18 protein-coding genes are annotated in these 21,354 nt (G+C 70.0%); 3 read left to right on the forward strand and 15 right to left on the reverse strand.

The window, feature by feature from the left end:
• Window positions 1–143: 143 nt before the first annotated feature.
• The 3 genes from AB0F62_RS39320 to AB0F62_RS39330 form a co-directional block, all read right to left on the reverse strand.
• Window positions 144–326 (reverse strand): hypothetical protein, encoded by a 183-nt coding sequence (locus AB0F62_RS39320; RefSeq protein ID WP_361810746.1) that lies wholly within the window; start codon window positions 324–326, stop codon window positions 144–146.
• A 490-nt stretch (window positions 327–816) separates the two neighbouring features.
• On the reverse strand, window positions 817–1,920 hold the full coding sequence (locus AB0F62_RS39325) for a Gfo/Idh/MocA family oxidoreductase (RefSeq protein WP_361810748.1): 1,104 nt from the start codon (window positions 1,918–1,920) through the stop codon (window positions 817–819).
• Between the two features lie 177 nt (window positions 1,921–2,097).
• Window positions 2,098–3,297 (reverse strand): cysteine desulfurase-like protein, encoded by a 1,200-nt coding sequence (locus AB0F62_RS39330; RefSeq protein WP_361810750.1) that lies wholly within the window; start codon window positions 3,295–3,297, stop codon window positions 2,098–2,100.
• 478 nt (window positions 3,298–3,775) lie between these two features.
• Between AB0F62_RS39330 and AB0F62_RS39335 the strand changes: the two genes are divergently transcribed.
• Both AB0F62_RS39335 and AB0F62_RS39340 read left to right on the forward strand, forming a co-directional pair.
• On the forward strand, window positions 3,776–4,144 hold the full coding sequence (locus AB0F62_RS39335; RefSeq protein WP_361810752.1) for a profilin: 369 nt from the start codon (window positions 3,776–3,778) through the stop codon (window positions 4,142–4,144).
• 251 nt (window positions 4,145–4,395) lie between these two features.
• Window positions 4,396–4,908, forward strand: a complete 513-nt coding sequence (locus tag AB0F62_RS39340) for a GNAT family protein (protein WP_361810754.1) — start codon at window positions 4,396–4,398, stop codon at window positions 4,906–4,908.
• A 177-nt stretch (window positions 4,909–5,085) separates the two neighbouring features.
• Here the strand turns inward: AB0F62_RS39340 and AB0F62_RS39345 are convergent, their stop codons facing one another.
• The 8 genes from AB0F62_RS39345 to AB0F62_RS39380 all read right to left on the reverse strand — a co-directional run bounded on the left by AB0F62_RS39345 (window position 5,086) and on the right by AB0F62_RS39380 (window position 14,889).
• Window positions 5,086–7,455 (reverse strand): discoidin domain-containing protein, encoded by a 2,370-nt coding sequence (locus tag AB0F62_RS39345; RefSeq protein ID WP_361810756.1) that lies wholly within the window; start codon window positions 7,453–7,455, stop codon window positions 5,086–5,088.
• Window positions 7,452–8,612 carry a peptidyl-prolyl cis-trans isomerase gene (locus AB0F62_RS39350; RefSeq protein ID WP_361810758.1) on the reverse strand — a complete coding sequence of 387 codons (1,161 nt, stop codon included), beginning with the start codon at window positions 8,610–8,612 and terminating at the stop codon, window positions 7,452–7,454. The genes AB0F62_RS39345 and AB0F62_RS39350 overlap by 4 nt, the downstream gene beginning before the upstream one ends.
• Window positions 8,609–10,033, reverse strand: a complete 1,425-nt coding sequence (locus AB0F62_RS39355; protein ID WP_361810760.1) for an alpha-L-fucosidase — start codon at window positions 10,031–10,033, stop codon at window positions 8,609–8,611. Before AB0F62_RS39355 ends, AB0F62_RS39350 begins: the two co-directional genes overlap by 4 nt.
• On the reverse strand, window positions 10,030–10,209 hold the full coding sequence (locus tag AB0F62_RS39360) for a hypothetical protein (RefSeq protein WP_361810762.1): 180 nt from the start codon (window positions 10,207–10,209) through the stop codon (window positions 10,030–10,032). Before AB0F62_RS39360 ends, AB0F62_RS39355 begins: the two co-directional genes overlap by 4 nt.
• Window positions 10,210–10,249: 40 nt before the next feature.
• Entirely contained in the window at window positions 10,250–11,167 is a 918-nt protein-coding gene (locus tag AB0F62_RS39365) for a carbohydrate ABC transporter permease (protein ID WP_361810764.1), read from the reverse strand.
• A 23-nt stretch (window positions 11,168–11,190) separates the two neighbouring features.
• On the reverse strand, window positions 11,191–12,132 hold the full coding sequence (locus tag AB0F62_RS39370) for a sugar ABC transporter permease (protein WP_361810766.1): 942 nt from the start codon (window positions 12,130–12,132) through the stop codon (window positions 11,191–11,193).
• A 152-nt stretch (window positions 12,133–12,284) separates the two neighbouring features.
• On the reverse strand, window positions 12,285–13,610 hold the full coding sequence (locus AB0F62_RS39375; protein WP_361810768.1) for a carbohydrate ABC transporter substrate-binding protein: 1,326 nt from the start codon (window positions 13,608–13,610) through the stop codon (window positions 12,285–12,287).
• A gap of 262 nt (window positions 13,611–13,872) precedes the next feature.
• Window positions 13,873–14,889, reverse strand: a complete 1,017-nt coding sequence (locus tag AB0F62_RS39380; RefSeq protein WP_361810770.1) for a LacI family DNA-binding transcriptional regulator — start codon at window positions 14,887–14,889, stop codon at window positions 13,873–13,875.
• Between the two features lie 50 nt (window positions 14,890–14,939).
• Between AB0F62_RS39380 and AB0F62_RS39385 the strand changes: the two genes are divergently transcribed.
• A complete protein-coding gene (locus AB0F62_RS39385) occupies window positions 14,940–16,865 on the forward strand; it encodes a beta-galactosidase (RefSeq protein ID WP_361810772.1) in 1,926 nt (641 codons plus the stop codon).
• 156 nt (window positions 16,866–17,021) lie between these two features.
• Here the strand turns inward: AB0F62_RS39385 and AB0F62_RS39390 are convergent, their stop codons facing one another.
• The 4 genes from AB0F62_RS39390 to AB0F62_RS39405 all read right to left on the reverse strand — a co-directional run.
• Window positions 17,022–17,867 (reverse strand): GMC family oxidoreductase, encoded by an 846-nt coding sequence (locus AB0F62_RS39390; protein WP_361810774.1) that lies wholly within the window; start codon window positions 17,865–17,867, stop codon window positions 17,022–17,024.
• 131 nt (window positions 17,868–17,998) lie between these two features.
• A complete protein-coding gene (locus tag AB0F62_RS39395; protein WP_361810776.1) occupies window positions 17,999–18,736 on the reverse strand; it encodes a VOC family protein in 738 nt (245 codons plus the stop codon).
• Window positions 18,737–19,277: 541 nt separating this feature from the next.
• Window positions 19,278–20,660, reverse strand: coding sequence for a hypothetical protein (locus tag AB0F62_RS39400; RefSeq protein ID WP_361810778.1), 1,383 nt, complete (start codon window positions 20,658–20,660; stop codon window positions 19,278–19,280).
• A gap of 86 nt (window positions 20,661–20,746) precedes the next feature.
• The coding region (locus AB0F62_RS39405) for a transposase (protein ID WP_361810780.1) at window positions 20,747–21,354 on the reverse strand (608 nt) is incomplete at its 5' end.

Raw genomic sequence — 21,354 nt, forward strand, 5'->3', positions numbered from 1 at the left:
CGGTGGCCGTTTGTCTATGCGGGCACCAACCCGGACGCCGGAGCAAACCCCCGCATCAGGTCCAACCCGCTACACCACTTCCAAGGACGCAACCCACCTGCAGCGATACCGCGCTTCTCGCGGACCGAAGCTGGTGGGCGAGGTCAGAGCCACTCGTTGATGACAGCGATGGTGACGGTGGCCTCGTGGCGGACAGCGAGCTTGTCGTATCTCGTGGCCACAGCCCGGTGGCGCTCGAGGCGGTTGAGGCGGTTGATCCCGCACTCGACCGCGTGGCAATCGCGGTAGTCGGCCTTGTCGCTTTGGAGGACGGCCGCCGCGGGCACCGAGCTAATGGCGGTTGCGTACCTGGTCGGCCTTCTCCGGAATCGTGCAGCGGATCCCGCGTCCGCGCAGGTAATACCGGTTGGCTCGTGACCAGCCAGCAGTCTCCGTGCCTCGAAGTGAGCACAGCGACGCAGACTCGCAATCAGGCTGCCGCCCTGGCTCGATCGGCGGTCGGCGAACGCCTGACCGCGGGCGTGGGGAGCAGCACCACGCGCTGGGTCATGACGCGCCCTGCCCCGAGGAACGCGCGAGACGCCGGACCGTCTTCAGCTCAGCTGCCGCGGCGGCCGAGGTTCCGGTGCCCGCTGATGCGGCTTGGTTCCCAGTCCGCACGTGTTCACTGGCACCGGCTTCGTCCGCCTGGCAAACCTCAGCAACCACGAGACTTCGGCGAGCTCGGGTCCCGTGGACGTTGTCCAGGGCGGCCGGACCGAGGCATCGGCCAGTGCGCTGCGGGCGGGCTCGAAGGGAGCGGGGCGGACGGCCGGATCAGCGGGCCGCCCACGCCTCCACCGCGGTCGTCACCGGCGCCCCCGTAAGCGCCGACTCGTCGATGGCCAACGCCAGCAGATGGTCCTGGCAGGCCTCGGCCAGCGGATACGGTTCAGGGCCGGCGTCCCGGACCCATGCGCCCGTACGGCACAGCAGGTCCACCACGGCGAGGTCGTCCTCGGACAGACTCGCGCCCAGATACTCGTTGCGCCACACAACCCGTCCGTCGAACGAGATGTGGTGCACCTCCGCCCCTTCGAGGTTGAGGTCGGTGCCGGTGCGGCGACGCACCAGCGGGGACTCCACCGGCGTGCGCGGATCGGCCATCCGCACCACCGTGTCGTCCACGATCTCGCCGAGCGAGCCGCGCACCACGATCCGGCGGGCGCGCAGCGGATTCCACCACTGGTTGTCTGTGAAGTCGTACAGGCCCGTGCGGGCCCCGCCGAAGTCCAGGAGAGCGAGAGTGGTGACGGCGTCCTTGGGCGTGAGGTCGTCCGACCAGCCACCTGGGGACAGCGGATCGGCGAGCGGAGCGGTGAAGGCCCGGGCCGTCACCGTCACGGGCCCGCAACCGACGTCCAGCGTGTGCCGGATCAGCGACATCGCGTGGTACATGTGGGTCGAGGACACCTGGACGGACGTGACCTCGCCGATCACGCCTTCTCGTACGAGGGCGATGCGAGCGGCGTGGCCGGGCATCAGTGTGTACTGCTCCGCGACCTGGACGAGTGCTCCGCCCCCGGCGTGCGTCGCGCCTCCCACGGCATCCCACAGATTCCGGAGCCCGTTCACGTCGGGCGCCGGCGGTGTCTCCGCGAGGACGGGCACCTCGTGCTCGACGAGTTCCCGTACGACCTGGGGCGTAACCTCCCACGGCACCGACGGGATCACGAACTCCGGTTCAATGCCGCACAGTTCAGCGACCGTCCGGAAGGCGGGCACCTCCCACTCCGCCTCCACCTGGGCGGCTCGTTCGGCCGAGCGCGTCACCACGCCGGCCACCGCCAGCCGTTCGGGCAGCGCCCTCGCCAGCCGGGCGAAGAACTCGGCCCGCCAGCCACTGCCCACGATGCCGAACCGTATGGGTGCTGCGCTCACGTGTCCGCCCTTTCCCGCGTCCGAGGCGAGAGTCTAACCCGGCGACCTGTGCCACCCGCTCGGCCTCCCGTGCGGACCTGTTGCCGTGCACCGCGACCTGGTCGCCGGCGCGCGCGAACGCCGCGGCGGCGGCCCGGTCGATGCCCCGGGACGCGCCCGTAACCGGCACTCCGCGGTCTATTTGGCCACCTCCGCGACACCGTCGATCAGCCGCTGCACGTCCTCGCCGTCGACGTACGGGGCGAGCCCGGCACGCACCGCGCCGGTGTCGCCGAGCCCCAGCAGCCGCGATGCCTCCAGCGCGTAGAAGTTCCCCGCGGGGGCGTTCACACCGCGCCGCGCCAGCCGCTCGTAGACCTCCCGGCCGGGCACTCCCTCCACGGAGAAGAACACCGTCGGCGTACGGCGTGCCGGCGAGCCGTACAGCCGCACCCTGTCGATGCCCGACAGCCCCTCCAGCAGCCGCCCCAGCAGGTCCCCCTCGTATGCCTCGACCGCTCGCATCGCCTCCAGCACCCGGCTGCGCCGGTCGCCCGCGGAGGACGCCAGTGAGGCGATGTAGTCCACGGCCGCGGTGGTACCGGCGAGCATCTCGTACGGCAGAGTGCCCAGCTCGAAGCGTTCCGGCACGTCATCGGTGGAAGGCAGCAGCTTGTCCGGTCGCAATTCCTCCCACAGTCCCGGATCGGCGACCACGACACCATGGTGGGGGCCGAAGAACTTGTAGGGCGAACACGAGAAGAAGTCGGCGCCCAGGGTGGCCAGGTCGACCGGCGCGTGGGGCGTCAGGTGCACCCCGTCCACGTACAGCAGGGCTCCGACCTCGTGGACGGCCGCGGCGATCGCCGCCACGTCGGGGCGTGTGCCCAGAACGTTCGACGCCCCGGTGACCGCCACCAGCCGGGTTCGGCCGGACAGCTGTTCCCGCAGGGCGTCGACGCTCAACTCACCACTCCTGGGATCGAACGCGGCCCACCGCACCGCCGCACCGGCGGATTCCGCGGCCTGGATCCACGGCCGGATGTTGGCATCGTGGTCCAGACGGGTGACGACCACCTCGTCACCGGCTGTCCACTGCCGCGCCAGGGCACGGGAGACGTCGTACGCCGCCTGCGTCGCCGACCGGGTGAAGACGACACCGCGTGGCTCGCAGCCGAGAAGGTCCGCCATGGCCAGCCGCGCCTCCTTGACGACGTGCTCGGCACGGCGCTCGGCGGCTGTCACCGCGCCCCGGTTGGAGATGCCCGAGCACATCGCGGCAGCCACCGCCTCGGCGACCTGGCGGGGCACCTGTGAGCCACCCGGCCCGTCGAAGTGGGCCACCTTCTCCCTCAGCGCGGGGAAGTCGTCACGGATTCGCTGGACATCGAGATGCATGCGCCCATCCTGCCGGAGCGCGGATTCCGTGCGGGCCGGGTCCCCCAGGACGGATCCGCCCCCGAGGCAACCGGCTACACCTACGCCTGGCGTGTACGCGCCCGGGACTCCGGAGTCGGCTGGACCGTCCCCCGCCGCCAGGCCGAGCTGGCGCAGCAGGAGGCGCAACGCGGTGCGGCGATCGCCCAGTTGCAGTGGCTGCGGCGGCAGACGACCAGGGTCCACCTGCATTCCTGCACCCCGGTGCACCCCCGGTGGCGCCAAGGCCTCCGCGGCTGGGGCTGGGCCACGAGGCGCACAGTGGGGCCCTGCGCGGACATGGACGGCGGAAGCGGTGGCTCCCTTGCGCGTGCGCTGATCACCGGCCCGGAGCAGCATCCCGCGCGGGGAACCGCTCCGGGTCGCACGCTGGCGGTATGCGCGCTGTCTTGGCGCCGAGTCCGGCCGCCGCCGGCTCCCCATCGGAAAGGAGCGGTCCATGAGCTGGGAACCGTCCTGCGAAGGCATCGTCCGAAGCACTCCGGGCGTGGAGGCGGTGTTCCTCGCCGATCCCAGCGGGAGCTTCTACGGCACCAGCGACGCCGCGCACTGGCGCCCCTCGCCCCAGGAGACCAAGGAGATCGTGCAAACGGTCCGCGATCCCGAAGCCACTCCGCGCCTGGCGGTTCAGGGCGAGAATTACGCGCTTACCGCCCGACAGGACGACACCGTCATCGGCAAGAAGGACGACAAGGCAATCGTCGCGGTCGCCACCAGCAAGATCGTCATCGTCGCCCGCGTCGACGAGAGCGCCGCGCCGGGGGCCCTGCGCAAGCTCCAGGCCTACGCCGCCGAGAACGCCAGTTGACGATCAGCGGCGAGGAGTAGCCCACCGCGCGTCTGATCGCCCCGGGTCGCATGCTGTCGGGATGCGCGCGATCCGGACCGGCTACGTCAGCTTCGGCGTGGTCGGCCTGCCCGTCCACCTCCACTCGGCGACCGAGGAGCACGGCACGGGGTTCCATCAGGTTCATGCGTCGCGTGACGACTCCAACATTGAGAGGCCACCGTCTCTTCACCCCGCTGGACACCCACCTGACGTCGCATAGAGTTCTTGTCGTGACCGTGCTGCATGGCACCCTCGTCGTCCTCCAGCCCACCACCACCGAGGACATCCCCGCTCTGGCCGCGATCCGGGGCACTCCCGAAGTGCACGCACGCTGGAACGGCGGGGATGATCTCAAAGCCGACGTCGCGACCGACCTTGACGACCCCGGCACGGCCTGTTCGACGGTCCTGCACCAGCAACGGATCGTGGGCATGATCCAGTGGTACTCCGAGGAGGATCCGGACTACCGGCACGCGGGAATCGACCTCTTCCTCGATCCCGCGGCGCACGGCAAGGGTCTGGGTACCGACGCCGTACGCACGCTGGCCCGCCATCTCATCGACGACCTCGGCTACCACCGTCTGGTCATCGATCCGGCGGCCGACAACACCGCGGCGATCCGCTGCTACGCGAAAGCCGGTTTCCGGCCGGTCGGCATCATGCGGCAGTACGAGCGTGGCCCCGACGGGACCTGGCACGACGGCCTACTGATGGACCTGCTGGCCGGCGATCTGGTGCGCTGAACACACTCACGCGTCGCGGCTGGGCCGGTGGTGGGGACGTATCAGGGGACACCGGCGGACGTTGCCGCAGTGCCCACGTCAAAATGGGGTCCGAACGCGCCTGCTGGAAAGCATCGGCCCGCGGCAAAGACCGCCCGCCGCCGGTCCCGCGGAATGCCCGCGGGACCGGACGGGGGCTCAGGACGCCGAGTTGTAGACGGAGATCTCGGTCAGCGTCGGTGTGTACTGCTCCGTGGCGATCTGGCCGGTGAGGGCCACCCGCAGCTTGGAGGTGGTGACCGGGCCGAAGCCGGTGACGGTCAGGTCGTGACCGATGCCGGTGTCGCGGCTCGCGAAGGTGACCCAGGTGCCGGTGGTGTCGTCCCAGCGCTGCAGGTCGAAGGACTGGACGCGGGGGTTGGTGCCCGAGTCGGTGTACTCGTCCAGGTAGACCTGGTCGAAGGTGGTCGCCGTGCCGAAGTCGACGTCGAGGGTGATCGGGTAGGTGGCGGCGTCGGCGGCGGCCCAGCGGGTGCTGAGGTTGCCGTCGGTCAGCTTCTCCGCGCCGAGGGTGCCGTTCGCCCCCGGGTGGGTGGAGCTGGCGGTGACCGTCTTGCCGAGGGCGAGGTCGACGCGGTTGTCGGCCTCCTCCTCGATCGGGTCGTCGTCAACCGGGTGGGCGACCCGCTTGCCCTTGCGGGACTCTGCGATGCCGATGTCGGGTGCGTCACCGTAGTAGAGCTTGGTGCCGAGGAAGTCGGCGGTGCCCAGGTGAGGGTTGTAGCGGCCCGCGTCGATCAGCGGGGAGTTCTTGCTCAGCGAGAAGTGCGCTGCCGCGGTGCGGATCTTCGCGACGCCGGCGTCGGTGACGTAGGAGTCCACGCTGCCCTTGAACCGCGGGTCGACGCGCAGGCCGTCGGGGTCGGCGGGCTCCTGGGTGGAGTGCTTTCCGCTCGCCTCGTAGTAGTCGTTGTTCGAGAACACGGCCTGGCGCAGCGCGCCGGTGCGGCGGTACCAGGTCGTCTCGTCGGTCTTCGATGTGTTGTAGAAGATGTTGTTGAGGAAGTAGACGCGGCTCAGGAACGTTTCGTCGTGGACGTAATCGAGCTCGGAACCGTCGTACACGAAGGTGTTGTTGACGAAGTACGAGGGCTCGTAGTTCGACGACAGCATGTTCTTCACCAGGACGCCGTTGTCGTTGACGCTCAGGTTGTAGCGCGCCACCGAGTTCGAGCTGTTGCCCATGTAGGCCATCCAGCCCGCCGCGTTGTCGTGCGAGTAGTTGTACTGGTAGGTGACGTTGAAGTTGGTGTACTCCATGTCCCAGGGCGTGCCGTCGTACTCGTTGTCCGGGCCGCCGTACACCTCGTTGTACTGCATGGTCGAGTCGGCGCCCGCCCACAGGTACAGGCCGCAGGAGACCGCGTCGTAGCGCGCCAGGAAGCCGTTGACCTCGTTGTACTCGACCGTCATCCGCTCGGTGTCGGCGAGCTGGATGGCGCCCTGGCCGATGCTCTCGGCGTAGTTGTGGCCGATGTAGACGTCACGGCTGTACAGGTCGCGGGTGCGCACCCACAGCTGCTCCCAGCCCTCGTGGAACTTCCCGCTGTCGTCGTACTGGCCCGCGGCGGTGCCGTCCGCGTTGAACCAGTTGAAGCCGAACTGCACCGCGTGCAGCTCCACGTTGACGAACGTGTTGTTCTCGATCCGGACGTCCTTGAAGTAGTGGCCGCCGGTCGCGTAGTCCTTGTAGCTCTTGTTGCCGAAGACCTGGAAGTCCACCGCACCGTAGTGGATCTTCTGCCAGCGGCTCGGGCCGTCGAGGTCGTGGACGTAGATGTCCGAGATCCGGAAGTGGTCCATGACGGTGTCCTCGCCGGCCCTCAGCAGGTCGGCGTTGATCGACACCATGATTCCGTCGCGGACGTACGTGCCCTTGGTGATGTCGGTCGAGAAGTCGTCGTCGTTGGACAGCTCGACGTTGTCGATGTCCCAGTACTGCTGGTTGCGCAGCACGATGGCGCCGGTGAGACCCACGGTGTCGGGGTTCTTGGTGCCGTCGGCGTTGAACGGGCTGGGGACGTTGCCGTTGGTCGCGATGTAGGGGCGGCCGTCGTTCTTGTCACCGTAGGCCGAGATGGTGATCGGCTTGCCCGCGCTGCCGGAGCCCTTCGGCCACAGTTGCTCGTCCTGCCACTGCTCGCCGGCCTTCAGCAGGATGCGGTCGCCCGGCTTGAAGGTGGTCGCGTTCGCCTTGGCCAGGGTCTTCCAGGCGTGCCGCCCCGAGGTGCCGGACGCGGTGTCGTGACCGTGCGTGGCGTCGATGTAGTAGTCGGTGCCGCCCGTCTTGTTGCGCGTGTTGCCCGGCCAGGACTTCGCGGTGGCCGCGGGCTTCGTCGCGGACTTCGCCGCGGCGGCCGGTTCCGCGGCGGCGTACGCGGACGGCGCGAGCGAGCCCACGAGCAGCGCCGCGAGCAGGGAGGTGAGGCCCGCGCGGAGGGTCCGCCCGGTGATCCTCGGGCGCCTCGCCTTCCTGTCCTCGGGTGGGCCGACGTCGGCAGGGCTCATGGGTGCACATCCTTCGCGTTGATGGCGGCCATCGCCGAGTGGTCGACGCGCATCGAGGCGTCGTCGGCCCGGCGCTGGAGGTATCTGTCGTACTTCTCCTCGACCAGCGACCGGCGGATCCGCGACCTGTAGTCGCCGAACGCCTTGTCGTCGTCGGTCTTCTTGCTGTCGAGCTGGTAGTAGGTGATCTGCCCGCCGCCCTTGTCGGGCTCGGAGATCTCGCCCGGCCTCAGGTCGCCGAGCACGGACATCAGGTCCTGCTCGTGGGTGTTCACGCTGGTGGTGCCGTCGCCGCCGTAGGTGTCGGTGGTGACCTTGGCGTCCGCCACCCCGCTCACGTCCGAGAGGTCGCCGGCGGCCTTCACCCGCCGCGCGAGCTTCGCGTCGAAGTCCGCGCCCGCCTTCCCCGGCACCTGCACCACGAGCCGCGTGTACGTGTAGGTGGTGGCGTTGGCGTTCCAGGAGTCCGGGTCGTCGTCGTAGGCCTTCCGGACCTCGGCGTCGGTGACGTGCAGCGGGTCGCCCGGGCTCTTGCTCAGCCTGTCCTTGAGGCCGGTGGCGAGTTCGGTCAGCCGGTGGCCGTAGTACTCGTCCGGTGAGTAATCCGTGACGCCGTACACGGTCCGGCCGGCGGCGACGGCCTCGGCCCGGGAGGTGTTCTCGGCGGTGCGCTCGGCTTGAAGGTCCGCGAAGTCGACGGAGCCGACGAGGCCCTGCTGCTGCGCGAGCAGCAACGTGGTCTTGTCCTCGCGGATCTCGGCGAGCGCCCGCGTCTCCAGACGCTGCAGCGCGGTGCGGTTCCCGGCCTCGGCGTTCCAGGAAAACGTTGTCTTCAGGCCGGGGTACGTGTTGCGCAGCTCGTTCTGCACGGTCGGCGCGAGACGGTCCATGTGGAAGAGAAGCTCTTCCCGGGTGACAGGGTGGCCGTCCAGCGAGGCGACCTCGTCGCCGTGGTCCTGCCCTCCGAACGCGGTGACCGCGCCGGCGACCAGCACGGCGACCGCCAGGCAGACGGCGCCGGACACGGCTGCCACCCGCCGCGACAGCCGTCCGCGGCCCGCCGCCTTGGGCGGGGGCGCGACCGGCCGCCGGGCGGCGGAGGCCTTGCGCGCGCCGGGCTTGCGCGAACCGGCCGGCCGGCGGCCGCCCGCGCTCACGAGGACGCCCCGATCGCCGCCACCCGGGCGAGGACCGGGGTGTCCCGGGTCGCGGTGATCTGGAAGGCGATGGTGTCCACCTCGGTGGGCGGGAAGGTGAGGATGCGCTGGTAGCCGACGGCGCCGGTCTCGGCGAGCGTCGTCCACACGCCGTCCAGGGCTCCCCGGACGACGACGTGTTCGACGCGCTGGCCCTGGGTGATGTCCTCGCCGACGACGACCGCCTCGACCGGGCGGGGGACGCCGAGGGCGAGCGTCACGCAGGGGCGTGTGTCGTCCTCGCCGGCGCGCCAGGAGGACTGGGCCCGGCCGGGCCAGACGGTGGCGATGTCGCCCGGGGTGCCGGAACTGACCGTGGCGGTGGCGTCGATCCGGCGGCCGCGGAAGTCCGCGATCCGCCGGCCCAGTCCCTCCAGGGCGTCCACGTCCGCCTGGTGGAGCCGGCCGTCGGCGGCCGGGGGCACGTTGAGCAGGAAGCAGGAGTTGCCGCCGACCGAGCGGAGGTAGAGCGTGAACAGCTCGTCCACCGACCGTACCTGGGAGTCCTCGGCCTCGTGGTGGAACCAGCCGGGCCGGATCGAGGTGTTGACCTCGGCCGGGAACCAGACCAGGTCGTCCTCGTGCCCGGCGAGCGCCGCCCGGCTGCCGAGGTCCTGGTCGTCGCTGCGCACCAGCCGGGCGAAGGTGCCGTCGTCGGCCTGCTGCGAGCGGGAGGCGGTCCGCTCGGCGTCCTGGAGGGCGCGCGGTACGACGCTCCACTCGTCGGGGCGGGTCTCGCCGGCCTCGTTGCCGCACCAGCGGACGTCGGGGCCGCAGACGTTGACGACCGCCTCCGGCTGCAGCTCGCGGACCACCGCGTAGTACCGCTCCCAGTCGTAGGTCTGGCGCTTGCCGTTGGGGCCCTCGCCGTTGGCGCCGTCGAGCCACACCGAGAACACCGGGCCGTAGCGGGTGAGGAGTTCGGTGAGCTGGGCGACGTAGAAGTCGTCGTATCCGGTGCCGGAGCCGTAGGAGGCCTCGGTACGGTCCCAGGGAGAGAGGTAGACGCCGAACTTCAGGCCGTGCCGGCGGGCGGCGTCGGCCACCTCGGCGACCACGTCGCCCTTGCCGTCCTTCCACGGGGACGCCGCCACCGAGTACGCGGTGGCGGCGCTCGGCCACATGCAGAAGCCGTCGTGGTGCTTGCAGGTGAGGATGACACCGGTCATCCCGGCCGCCTTCAGCGCCCGCACCCACTGGTCGGCGTCCAGGTCGCTCGGGTCGAACAGGGCCGGGTCGTCGCCCCCCTCGCCCCACTCGCGGCCGGTCATGGTGTTCATGCCGAAGTGGATGAAGCCGTAGAACTCCATCTCCTGCCAGGCGAGTTGCCGCTCGCTCGGCCGGACGGCGGCCAGCGTCCGCGCGGACGCCGCGGCGGTCACCGGAACCTCCGGTTGTACGAGGCGAGCAGGGCGAGCAGTCCGCCCAGGGCGACCAGCATCACCGCGAGGTGGCCCCAGCCGACCGTCGTCCGCTCCACCACCACGAGCGCCACCAGGGCCGCCGCGATCAGGGTGCGCACGACGACGAGCAGGCCGGCACGCGTCGAGTCCTTCATCTCGGTTCGTTTCCTTCCGTCTTGGGTTCGCGTGGGGATGTCAGCCCTTGACTCCGCCGGACGCCATCCCCTCGATGAGCCGCTTCTGGATGAGCGCGTAGACGAGCAGCACGGGCACGATGACGATGACCATGCCGGCGTACAGACGGCCGTAGTCGGCCGCCGCCTTCTGTGCGGTGAACAGGTTGAGCAGGCCGACCTGGACGGTCTTGCCCTCGCCGGGCAGCAGGGTCAGCGAGATGATGAAGTCGTTCCAGTAGGCGAGGAAGTTGAAGAGGATCACGGTGGTCACCGCCGGGCGGGCCATCGGCAGCATGATCGTGGTCATGATCCGGAAGCGGGACGCCCCGTCCAGACCCGCCGCCTCCTCGTACTCGACCGGGATGGACCGGAAGTACGCGGTCAGCAGGTAGATGGTGAACGGGATCGAGGTGGCCGCGTACACCAGCGACAGCACGGTGGGGTTGTCGAGGAAGAAGCCGTCCGGGAAGACGTCGACCAGCGCCTTGTCCCAGTCGACCAGCATCAGGAAGATCGGCACGACGATGTAGTTGACGTTCACGAACAGGCCGGCGAGCAGGGCTGTCTCGACGGCGCCCTTGCCGGGGAAGTCGTAGCGGGCGATGACGTAGGCGGCCGGCACCGACACCGCGAGCACGAAGACCAGCCCGAGGACGGTGACGAAGACCGAGGTCAGGAAGTACGAGCCGAGGTGGGCGTCGGTGAACGCGTCGGCGTAGTTCTGCCAGCGCAGGCCCTCCGGGAGCGTCCAGGGGCTGCCGAAGAACTCGCTCTTCGCCTTCAGCGAGGCCGTCAGCACCCAGGCGACCGGTACGGCGATCGCCAGCGCGAGGGCGATGACCAGGGTGTAGGTGAGCGCGCGGCCGGCGCGGGCGCGGCCGGCACCGGCACGGGCGGACCCGGCGCGGGGCGCGTCGGGGCTCGGAGAGTCGATCATGGTCATGGTGTAGGGTTCCGTCCTCAGAACTGGAGGGGCTCGCGCCGCGTCGCGCGGCTCACCAGCAGCGACACGAGGAACGAGAACGCGAAGATGACGACACCGATGGCCATGCCGTAGCCGTAGGACGAGTTGGTGTACGCCTGCTTGTACATGTAGCTGAGCAGCACCTCGGAGGAGCCGTCCGGACCGCCGCCGGTCATCGCGCGGACCAGCACGAAGCTGAGGTTGACCGCGCTCATCACGAAGAAGGTCAGCGAGGTCCGCAGGTTCTGCCAGATCAGCGGCAGGGTGAGGGAGAAGAACTGCCGTACGGCGGAGGCCCCGTCGAGGGAGCTCGCCTCGTACAGCTCCTCGGGGATGCTCGCCATGGACGACATGTACAGGACCATGTAGTAGCCCAGCGACTGCCAGACCATGGCCATCGCGACCGAGTAGAGCACCAGCTTCTGGTCGCCCAGCCAGACCTGCTGCCAGGTGTCCGGGGACACCGCCCGCAGGGTGCCGTTCAGCAGGCCGTTGTTCTGGTCGTAGACGGCGGAGAAGATCGCCGCGATCACAACCACGGAGAGGATGTTGGGGACGTAGAGGATGAACCGGATGAGGTTGCCGCCACGCAGCTTCTGCCGGGTCATGATCGCGGCGAGGAACAGGGCCATGCCCATGGTCACCACGGTCACCACGACCAGCAGGGCGACGGTGTTCTGGAAGGCCCGCACGAACTGCCGGTCGTCCAGCAGATGGCGGAAGTTGTCCAGCCCCACGAACCTCATGTCCAGGGAGAAGCCGCTCCAGGTGTAGAGCGACATCCGGAACACGTTCACGGTCGGGTAGACCATGAAGACCGCGAACAGGACCAGCGCGGGAAGCAGGCAGGCCAGCACGAAGCGGGTGTCGCCCCGCTTTCGGGGCCGGGCGGGAGCGCCCGGCCGGGTGCGGCGGAAGGTCGTCCCGGTCTTCCTCACGGGGCGTGCCGCCGGTTCTTGGGGTGGGGTGGAGAGGGTCGTCACCGTGCCGGTCCTCCGGTCGTACGAAGTGGTGCTGGCGAACCCGGGGGTTCACCGGGTGGGGAAGGCTCCGGCGGCGGCCCGGCCGGACCACGCCGCCGCCGGGCCGGTCAGTTGCCCGCCTGGCGCAGCTTCTCGCTGGCCTCGTCCAGCGCCGCCTGCCACTTGGCCTCGGTGGTGTCGCCGCTGATGATGCTGTTGGCGGTGTCGAACAGGGTCGACTTGATGTCGACACCCTCGACCGGGTTCGTCGAGGCGAATCCGCCGACCAGGGCGGAGACCGACGTGTCGTCGTAGAGCGAGTAGAAGCCGGCGCTCTCACCGGTCAGGCTGTCCGAGAGGCCCTTGACGGGCTGGATCGCGTTCGACTTGGCGAAGATCTTCGCGGCCTTGTCCGAGTACAGGAAGGCGATGAACTCCTCCGCCGCGTCCTTGTTCTTGGCGGCACCGGGCACCCAGACCGACTCGACCGAGGTGGTCAGGTAGCGGGTGTCGCCCTCGTTCACCGAGGGCAGCGGGGTCAGGCCCCACTCGAAGCCGTCCGAACGGGGCGCGTCGGCCATCTCGCCGGTGATCCAGGTGCCGTTCGGCATGAACAGCGCCTTGTTGTCGAGGATCGACTGCTGGTTCTTGGTGAAGTCCTGCTCGTTGGCGTAGCCGACGGTGGACTTCCCGGCGTAGCTCAGCAGCCTGGTGGTGATGTCGAGGACCTTCTTGGCCTCCGCGGTCTTCCAGACGCCCTGCTTGTACGTCATGACGTCCTGGTAGAACCGCTCCCCGCCGACGTCGGCGAGCAGGGCGTAGAAGTACGAGTCGAGGTAGCCGGCGGTCGGATAGGTGAAGAGGGCGATGCCCTCCTTCTTCGCCTTGTCGCCCAGCTCGAACATCTCGTCCCAGGTGGTCGGGACGTCCCAGCCCTTCTCCTTGAACAGGCCCTTGTCGTAGAAGAGGCCGGTCGGCGAGTAGTACATCGGCATCAGGTACGTCTTGTCCGTGCCGTACGGGTTGGTGTTGAGGTTGCCGACGATGCCGTCGGTCAGCTTCTCGCCTATCGTCTGCTTCTCGCCGGGGACCTTGGTGTCCAGGAGCGGGGTGAGGTCCTCCAGCGCCTTGTCCTTGATCAGGGTCTCGGTGAGACCGGCCTCGCGGCCCTGGCCGAGCACGACGACGTCCGGGTACTTGCCGGCCTTCATGTTCGGCGTGATCTCGTCCTCGATGCTCTTCGAGATCTGGAGCTGGACGTCGACGTCCGGGTGCGAGGACTCGTAGGCCTCGATGACCTGGTGGTACATGTCCTTGCCGTAGCCGCCCTCGAGAGCGGCGACCTTGAGGGTCGTCTTGCCCGAGCCGGAGTCCGAGCCACCGGCGGACGAGCAGCCGACGAGCAGCGAGAGCGCCATGACCGTGGTGCCGGCGAAGGCGAACGATCTCCTCATTTGGGGTCCTTCCCATGGACGTACGCCCACCTGACTTGAGCGGCAGTGCGGGCCCGCCACGGACCCGTCCGGGCCCCTCCGCGTCGCGGGCACCACGCCACCGCACCCCGGATCCGGTGGACGTACGACCCGGCGTTGTTACGGTGGCACCGATAACATGCTGGGTACCATGGCATCGATCACATGACGGGCGCAAGGGGTTGGGTGCCGTCGGATCAGCTCACAGAGAAAACCTGGCTCTTGAGCACCCCGCGGACGCTCCTCAGAGGGCGCGCGGCGGCGCCGTGGAGGCCCGCACGGAGAGCGTGGGGGTACCCACGGCCTCCTCCGGACCCGCGTCCGCGTCCAGCAGCAGCCGCACGGCCGCGGCACCGTAGCCGAAGAAGTCCTGCCGTACGGCGGTCAGCGGCGGCGCGCAGAACGCGGCCAGGGCGATGTCGTCGACGCTCACGATGGACACGTCCTCCGGCACCGATCGGCCCCGCTCGCGCAGCGCCTTGATCACCCCGAAGGCCATCTCGTCGCTGGCCACGAAGACCGCCGTGACCTCGGGGATCATGGCGATGATCTGCCCCTGCCGGTAGCCGGAGGCGGGCGACCAGTCGCCCTCCAGCGGCGGCGGAGCCTCGACCCCGGCCTGCTCCAGGCACTCCTGCCAGCCCTCCCGGCGCTGCCGGGCCTCGATCCACTCGTCCGGCCCGGAGACGTGCCAGACCTGGCGGTGTCCCAGGTCGAGGAGGTGCTGGGTGGCGATCCGGCCGGCCTCGCGCTGGTCGATGCCGAGCACCCGGGCACCCGCGGTCCGCGACCCGTCCAGGGTGACGGTCGGGATGTCCCGGGTGATCTCCTCCATCTTGCGGGTCACCGAGATCAGTGGCACCGCGATCACGAAGCCGTCGACGTTCTGGTCGGCGAGCTTGGCCAGGGAACGCTCCATCAGGCCCACGTCCAGTGCGGCGATGGTCGCGATGCTCACCGCGTACCCGGCCTCGCCGGCCGCCGACTCCACACCGGCGGTCACCGCCGAGCGCGAGTAGTACCCGCCGGAGGCCAGCAGGACCAGGCCGATGGTGTGGCTGCGGCCCGAGGACAGGGTCCGCGCGGCACTGTTGAAGCGGTAGCCGATCTGCTCCACGGCGGCCAGGACCCGCCGGGACGTCTCGGGGTTGACGTTCGGCGAGCCGCGCAGAACACGGGAGACGGTCTGGGCCGACACTCCGGCGATCCTGGCCACGTCGGCCATGCTCGGCTGCCGCGGCCGCGAGGCGTCCTCGTTCATGGTGTTCCCTCCCCCGATCGGTTCGGAGGACCTTAGCAGGCTTGTTACTGATGTCATCGATAACATACGCTCCCCCGGTGAACGAGTCGCCCACGACGAACATCGGCCCGCCGCGACGCCCGGCCGAAGCCCCCGAGACCGCCCTCGCCGCGCCCTCGGGCGCGGCGGCCACGGCCGCCTCCCCCGCGCTTCTGTCCTGGCGAGACAGCCGCCTGTACCGCGACGGGATCCCCCACCGCATCCTGTCCGGGGCACTGCACTACTTCCGGGTCCACCCCGATCTCTGGCGCGACCGCGTCCGCCGTATCGCCGACCTCGGGCTGAACACCGTCGACACCTATGTCGCCTGGAACTTCCACCAGCCCCGGGAGGACCGCGCGCCGCGCTTCGACGGCTGGCGGGACCTGGAGCGGTTCATCCGCACGGTGGGAGAGGAGGGCCTGGACGTCGTGGTCCGGCCCGGTCCCTACATCTGCGCCGAGTGGTCCAACGGCGGCCTGCCCAGCTGGCTGACCGGCCGGGACCTCGCGATCCGCAGCTCCGACCCGGAGTTCACCTCGGCCGTCGCCGACTGGTTCGGCGAACTGATCCCCCGCCTGGCCGCGTTGCAGGCGTCCCAGGGCGGACCGGTCGTCGCCGTCCAGGTGGAGAACGAGTTCGGCTCCTACGGCGACGACCACGCCTACCTGCGCTGGAACCGCCAGGCCCTCACCGAACGGGGCATCACGGAACTGCTGTTCACCGCCGACGGCCCCACCGAACTGATGCTGGACGGCGGCACGCTGCCCGGCACCCTCACCGCCGCCACCCTGGGCTCCAAGCCGAAGGAGGCCCGCGAGCTGCTGGCCGGCCGCCGTCCCCAGGAGCCCTTCGTCGTCGCCGAGTTCTGGAACGGCTGGTTCGACCACTGGGGCAAACGGCACCACGTCCGCAGTGTCGACAGCGCCGTCCACACCCTGAGCGGCATCCTCGACGACCACGGCAGCGTCAGCATCTACATGGCGCACGGCGGCACCAACTTCGGTCTGTGGGCCGGCGCCAACGAGACCGAGGGGCGGCTCGAGCCCGTCGTCACCAGTTACGACTCCGACGCGCCGATCGCCGAGGACGGCCGCTTCACGCCGAAGTTCCACGCGATGCGCGAGGTGCTGGGCGCGACCGGGCCGCTGCGCTCCCCCGAGCGGCTTCCCGTCCTCCCGCCGGCCCGGGTCGCGCTGGTCCGCCGGACCGGCCTGCTCGAGGGCCTCGACGCCGCGCTCCGAGCCGTACCGGTGGAGACCGCGGCCGCGCCGCGGCCCGCAACCTTCGAACGACTCGGCCTGGACGCGGGCCTGGTGCGCTGCACCGCCCGCCCGCGCATCCCCGCCGGCGAACACCGGCTGGTCCTCACCGACGTCCGCGACCGCGCCCTGGTCTTCGCCGACGGCGTCCACCTCGGCGTCGCCGACGCGGACTCCCCCGAGCTGAAGATCACCGGCACCGGGGAGACCGTCCGCCTGGACGTCCTGGTCGAGAGCCTCGGCAGAGTCAACTACGGTCCGAGCGTGGGCCGTCCGAAGGGGCTGCTCGGTCCCGTCCTGGTCGACCGGCGCATGGTCCAGGGCTGGGAGAGCACGCCGGTGGCACTGCCCGAGTGGTCCGAGCGGGAACTGTCGGCGGCACTGGACGCGGGCGCCGGCCCGGTCACCGGTACGGCTGCCGGCTTCGCCGTCGCCGAGTTCCACGCCGACGCGCCCGCCGACACGTTCCTGGCGCTGCCGGGATCGGTGCACGGACTCGTCTGGGTGAACGGCTTCCTGCTCGGCCGCCACTGGGACATCGGCCCCCAGGTCACCCTGTACTGCCCGGCACCGCTGCTGCACGCGGGAGTCAACACCGTCACCGTCCTCGAACTCGAGGGCCTCGGGGACACCCTGGAACTCCGGGACGAGCCCGAACTGGGCCCGACCGAGGAGTACGTCGAAGAGTTCGACTGATCCGGCCGGGGCGCCCCGTTGTGTCTTTCGTGGTCCGGCACGAGGGCCGTTGGCCCCCTCATGCGGCGGTCGCGTCCGAGGGTGCGATGGACAACGTCCGACAGGCGTCGCTTCGGTGCCCTGCGGGCCTCGGCCGGTCGCGACCCGATACGCGCCCTAACGGGCGGGATGCTCCAGATATCGGGTCGTTATCAGGTGGCTGAAGCCCATGATGGTCTCCTGTGGGCTGATACCAGTGGCTCCCGGCAGGACACTCGCGTCGCACAGCCGCAGGTTCGTGAAGCCGTGCGGACGTCCCTGAGCGTCGCACACTCCACCGAAGACGGGTGGGCCCATCCGACACGACGCCATGGCGTGAACGGAGATCAGGTCCCAGGTCTCGGGCCGAGCGTGCAGCGCGAAGTCGGTCGCCTGCGCGGCGGTGGTGAGACTGGTGGGTGCGGGCGGCAGCAGTTCGACCGCGCCGGCTTCCAGGAGGAGCTCAGCGGTGTGCCGGAAGGCGGACCGGAGGAGATCCCGGTCCCTCCCGGTCAATCGGTGACGCAGGACCGCGCCGAGGCCGGGTACCGCCGACAGCCGTGCGGTGGTTTGGACGCTCACCTGGGTGGTGTAGACCGCGATCCGGTCGAGCTGGGCCAGCATCCGGTCCACGGTCCGGGCAGGGTGACCGGCCAGGGCCGCGGCGACCGACCCCGCGGTGAGGTTCGCGGGCATCACCCGCACACCCCGGTCGGCGAATTCCTGCAGTTGCGCGGTGAAGATGGTGCCCTCGGTGGCGCGAAGGGGTTCGCCGAATCTCGCCACCGTGCGGAAGTTGACATGGAACGCGATGGCCCGGCCCGGGGCGCGACCGCCGATGGCGCTGCGCCGCAGAAGCAGCGCGCACAGGCCGCCACGGGCAGTCGGCCCCTCCGAGGGAGGGGGCCTGCCCCAGCATGACCCAAGGCCGGCGCACAGCGCCGCCGTGCGCGCCAGAGCCGTACGCGCACCGCCGACGACCACGGCCCCCTCGCAGCCTTCTGGCTCCCGAGGACGCGCGCCGGCGCACAGGGAACGCCATCCCGCCTCTCGGCGGCATGGGCTGGCACCGCGCGGTCTTCGCCGCTGGAACCAGCCGGAGTCGTCGCTCGAGATCAGCGAGGCGTCAGGAGGCAGAACTCGTTGCCCTCCGGGTCGGCCAGAACCGTCCAGGAGATCGCGGACTGATCGATATCAGGGTCGGTGGCGCCCAGGGCACGCAACCGGGCCGCCTCCGCGGCCAGGTCGTCACCGGGGTAGGGGCGGACGTCGAGGTGGACGCGGTTCCACACGCTCTTGGTGTCGGGAGTGCGGACGAACTCCAGGTAGGGTCCAACGCCCTTGGCGGAGCGCATGGTCGCGTGGTCGTCGGCGACCTCGTGCAGCGTCCAGTCCATCGCCTCACCCCAGAACCGGGCCATCCCTCGCGGGTCGGTGCAGTCGACCACCACCGCGGCGATCGGCCCGGTGTCCTGGTAGACCGCACGGGGCTCCAGGACACAGAACTCGTTGCCCTCCGGGTCCGCCATGACCGTCCAGGGAACGTCGCCCTGCCCCACATCGGCCAGCGTCGCGCCGAGATCCTGCAAGCGGGAGACCAACTCGGCCTGATGGGCCATCGAGGTGGTGGCCAGATCAAGGTGCACACGGTTCTTCACCGTCTTGGGTTCCGGGCTGGCGACGATGTCGATACAGACGGCCACGGGGTCGGGGTAGGCGAAGCCCACCGGTTCCAGGTTGGTCACCCCTGGTCCCTCACTGTCGACACCCCAACCCAGCGCCTCCGCCCAGATCCGGCCGAGCACGGAGTCGTCCTGCGCCTTCATGTTGATCTGCACGAGTCGTGTCGCCATGCCGCAGATCCTAAGGGCCGCCGCAGCCCAGAACGCCGCAATCAGACAAGTGCCCAACCAGGAGCCGGCTGCGATCGCGCCTGCCGACGCATCCGACCGAGGCGAATCCTCCTGAACGAGGACAAGCCCCTCGCAGAGACCGCGGCGGAGCTCTACGCGAGCGAGCCGTCCGAGCATGCCCTGACCGAAGCCCAGGCGTTGCCGGCGTCGTCCTCGACGCGGGCTTCTACGACCTCGATCCTCACCGGCACATCGCCCCGGAAAAGGCCTGGGCGCAGGGCATCGGCCGCGCCCTGCGACCCGACCCGGACGGCACCATCAAAACAGCGGATGTAACGTGAGCGACCCCTGCCACAGCCTCGGACATGGCTGCAGACCACGATCTCCGGTGCCGATCCAACACGTTGGGACACCTCTCTGATCGCCCCCGCTTGACACAGAGAGGTGCCGTTCAACGGACAGACCCGCGCTCGACCCGCACGTCGTCGTGAGGGTTCCGGACCAGGTCTCACAGGAGACGGGGGCAGCCGCGCAGGACACGTCAGACCGTGGCGTGCACACCGGGATCGGGGTCGTCGGCGAACGGCGGCACCCCGTCGTCGGGAAGAACGCCCAGCATCCGCAGCGCGGACAGCGCACGGGCCCGGACCGCGTCACGAGGGTGTCGGGTGAGAGCGCCCAGCAGGATGGCGTCCTCGGGGTGCCGCTGCTCGGCCAGCCCTATGACCGCCGCCGGTGTGACGGCGGCCGGGTCGGCGCACAGCGCTTGGTAGTGCGCCCGGGGATCGTCGCCTGCCGCATGCAGTTCCCGGCACACCGCCGCGCGGATGACGGCCGACGAGTCCGCCAGGTGCCGCACCAGTTCATTGCCGCGGCCGGCGCTCCGCAGCTGCCCGACGGCGGCCAAGCGCACGGTGGTGTCCCGCGCGGAGAGCAGAACGTCGAGGAAGGTGTTCCCGTCCGCGTGGGCGAGGGCGGCCGTGCAACTGCGCCGTCGGATGCGGCGGTCCCGGTGCCCGGTGGCGAGATCGGCCAGGTCCCGGGCGCGGAAGATGCCTGCCCCAATGGCGGCGGCGTGCGTGGTGCGGCGGATGTTGCACGAGGGGTCGGCGTGTACGAGAGCGAGAACCCGGTCCCTTGCGTCGTCGAGGACGTCCTGTTGTCCGGACGCAAGAGTCAGACGCATCGCCGTGCGTACCGCGTGCCCGCGCACACTCTCCTCCGGATCCCCCTCGGCGATCGCCCAGACCTGCGGCAGGCCAAGCCGCCCGTACGCGACCCCGGCGAGCAGGCCGGCGATCCGGACCTCCTCGCCACGTCCCGACAGCAGCTGCGCCACCGCCTCGTCAGGTAGCCCGCCCAGGCGCCCGAACACGGCCTCCCGCACCCACCCGCCGTACCGCCACCGCATGCCCACCAGCGCCGCCAAGGGCGCCAGTCGGCGCAGCGTGGCCTCGTCCGCGTCGGCGAGCGCGTGGTCAAAAGCTGCGCGGGCAAGCGCCCGCACCCGCTGGTCGCCGTCCGCGCACCGGATCAGGACGAGCGGCAGCACCGGCAGAGCCCCGGACCCGGTGTGCGCGAGCGCCGTCGCACGGACGCGGGCATCCGCGTGACCGAGGCACAGGGCGACCTCGGACTCGGTGGGCGGCAGGCTCCAGGAAGGAGCGCCGGGACCAGGACTGGGCTCCTGCCACCGCGGTGCCCGCTCCCAGTCCGCGATCTCCCGGCCGTCGACATAGCGGAAGCCGACCCGGATCCGGCTCCGGTTCCTGCCCGTGCAGGCGGTACCCGACCACACGCTGCGGTCGAGGGCGACCCAGTCCTCGGCACGCCCGCCACCGACCGCCGAGTCCGCCCCCTTGCCGTGGAGCAGCCGCTCACCCGGGGTGTAAAGCCGGGTGGGACCGAGTTCGTACGTCGTCACGAAGCGGACTCTAGCTCTACTCGGCCGACATGTTGGTGACAGTGCCGGCCAGGGGTCTGACACGAAAATAGAGTGAACCACGCAGGTCAGGCAGCTGGGATCGGTTCGAAGCGGACGGTCAGTCCGAGACTGTTGGCTTCCTTGATCATGCGGCGCATCGCTCGTTCGGGATCACGTTTGGCGAAGTAGTCGGCTCCGAGATCGCGGTAGGCGGTCTTGTTTCGCAGGACGTGCCAGATGGCGATGGCGATCTTGTGCATGACGGCGACCAGGGCCCGTTTGCCGCCCCTGCGGGCAGAGATCCGGCGGAAGAAGGCGGCGAGGTAGGAGGCTTTGTCTCTGATCGCCGCCATGGCGGCGGTCCCGAGCAGGCGTTTGATGTTGCTGTTGCCCGGTCGGGTGCGTCCGGATCTGCTGACCCCGGCCGACTCGTTCTGGCCAGGGCAGACCCCGATCCAGGAGGCGAGGTGCTGGGCGGAGGCGAACTGGGCCATGTCGCCGCCGGTCTCGGCGATGATGACCTCGGCAGCAAGCCGGCCGATCCCCGGGATGGTGTCGAGGTTGTTGAGGTCCTGTTCGCGCTCGGCCAGCAGTGTGGTGATGCGGCTGTCGAACAGGGCGATCGTGCTGTTCAGGCGGTCGATCTCGTCCAGGTAGTGGCGGACCATGAACGCGTGGTGGGTGGTGAACTCGC

This window comes from Streptomyces sp. NPDC026673 (genome assembly GCF_040638135.1).
In the GTDB taxonomy this organism is placed as follows: Bacteria; Actinomycetota; Actinomycetes; order Streptomycetales; family Streptomycetaceae; genus Actinacidiphila.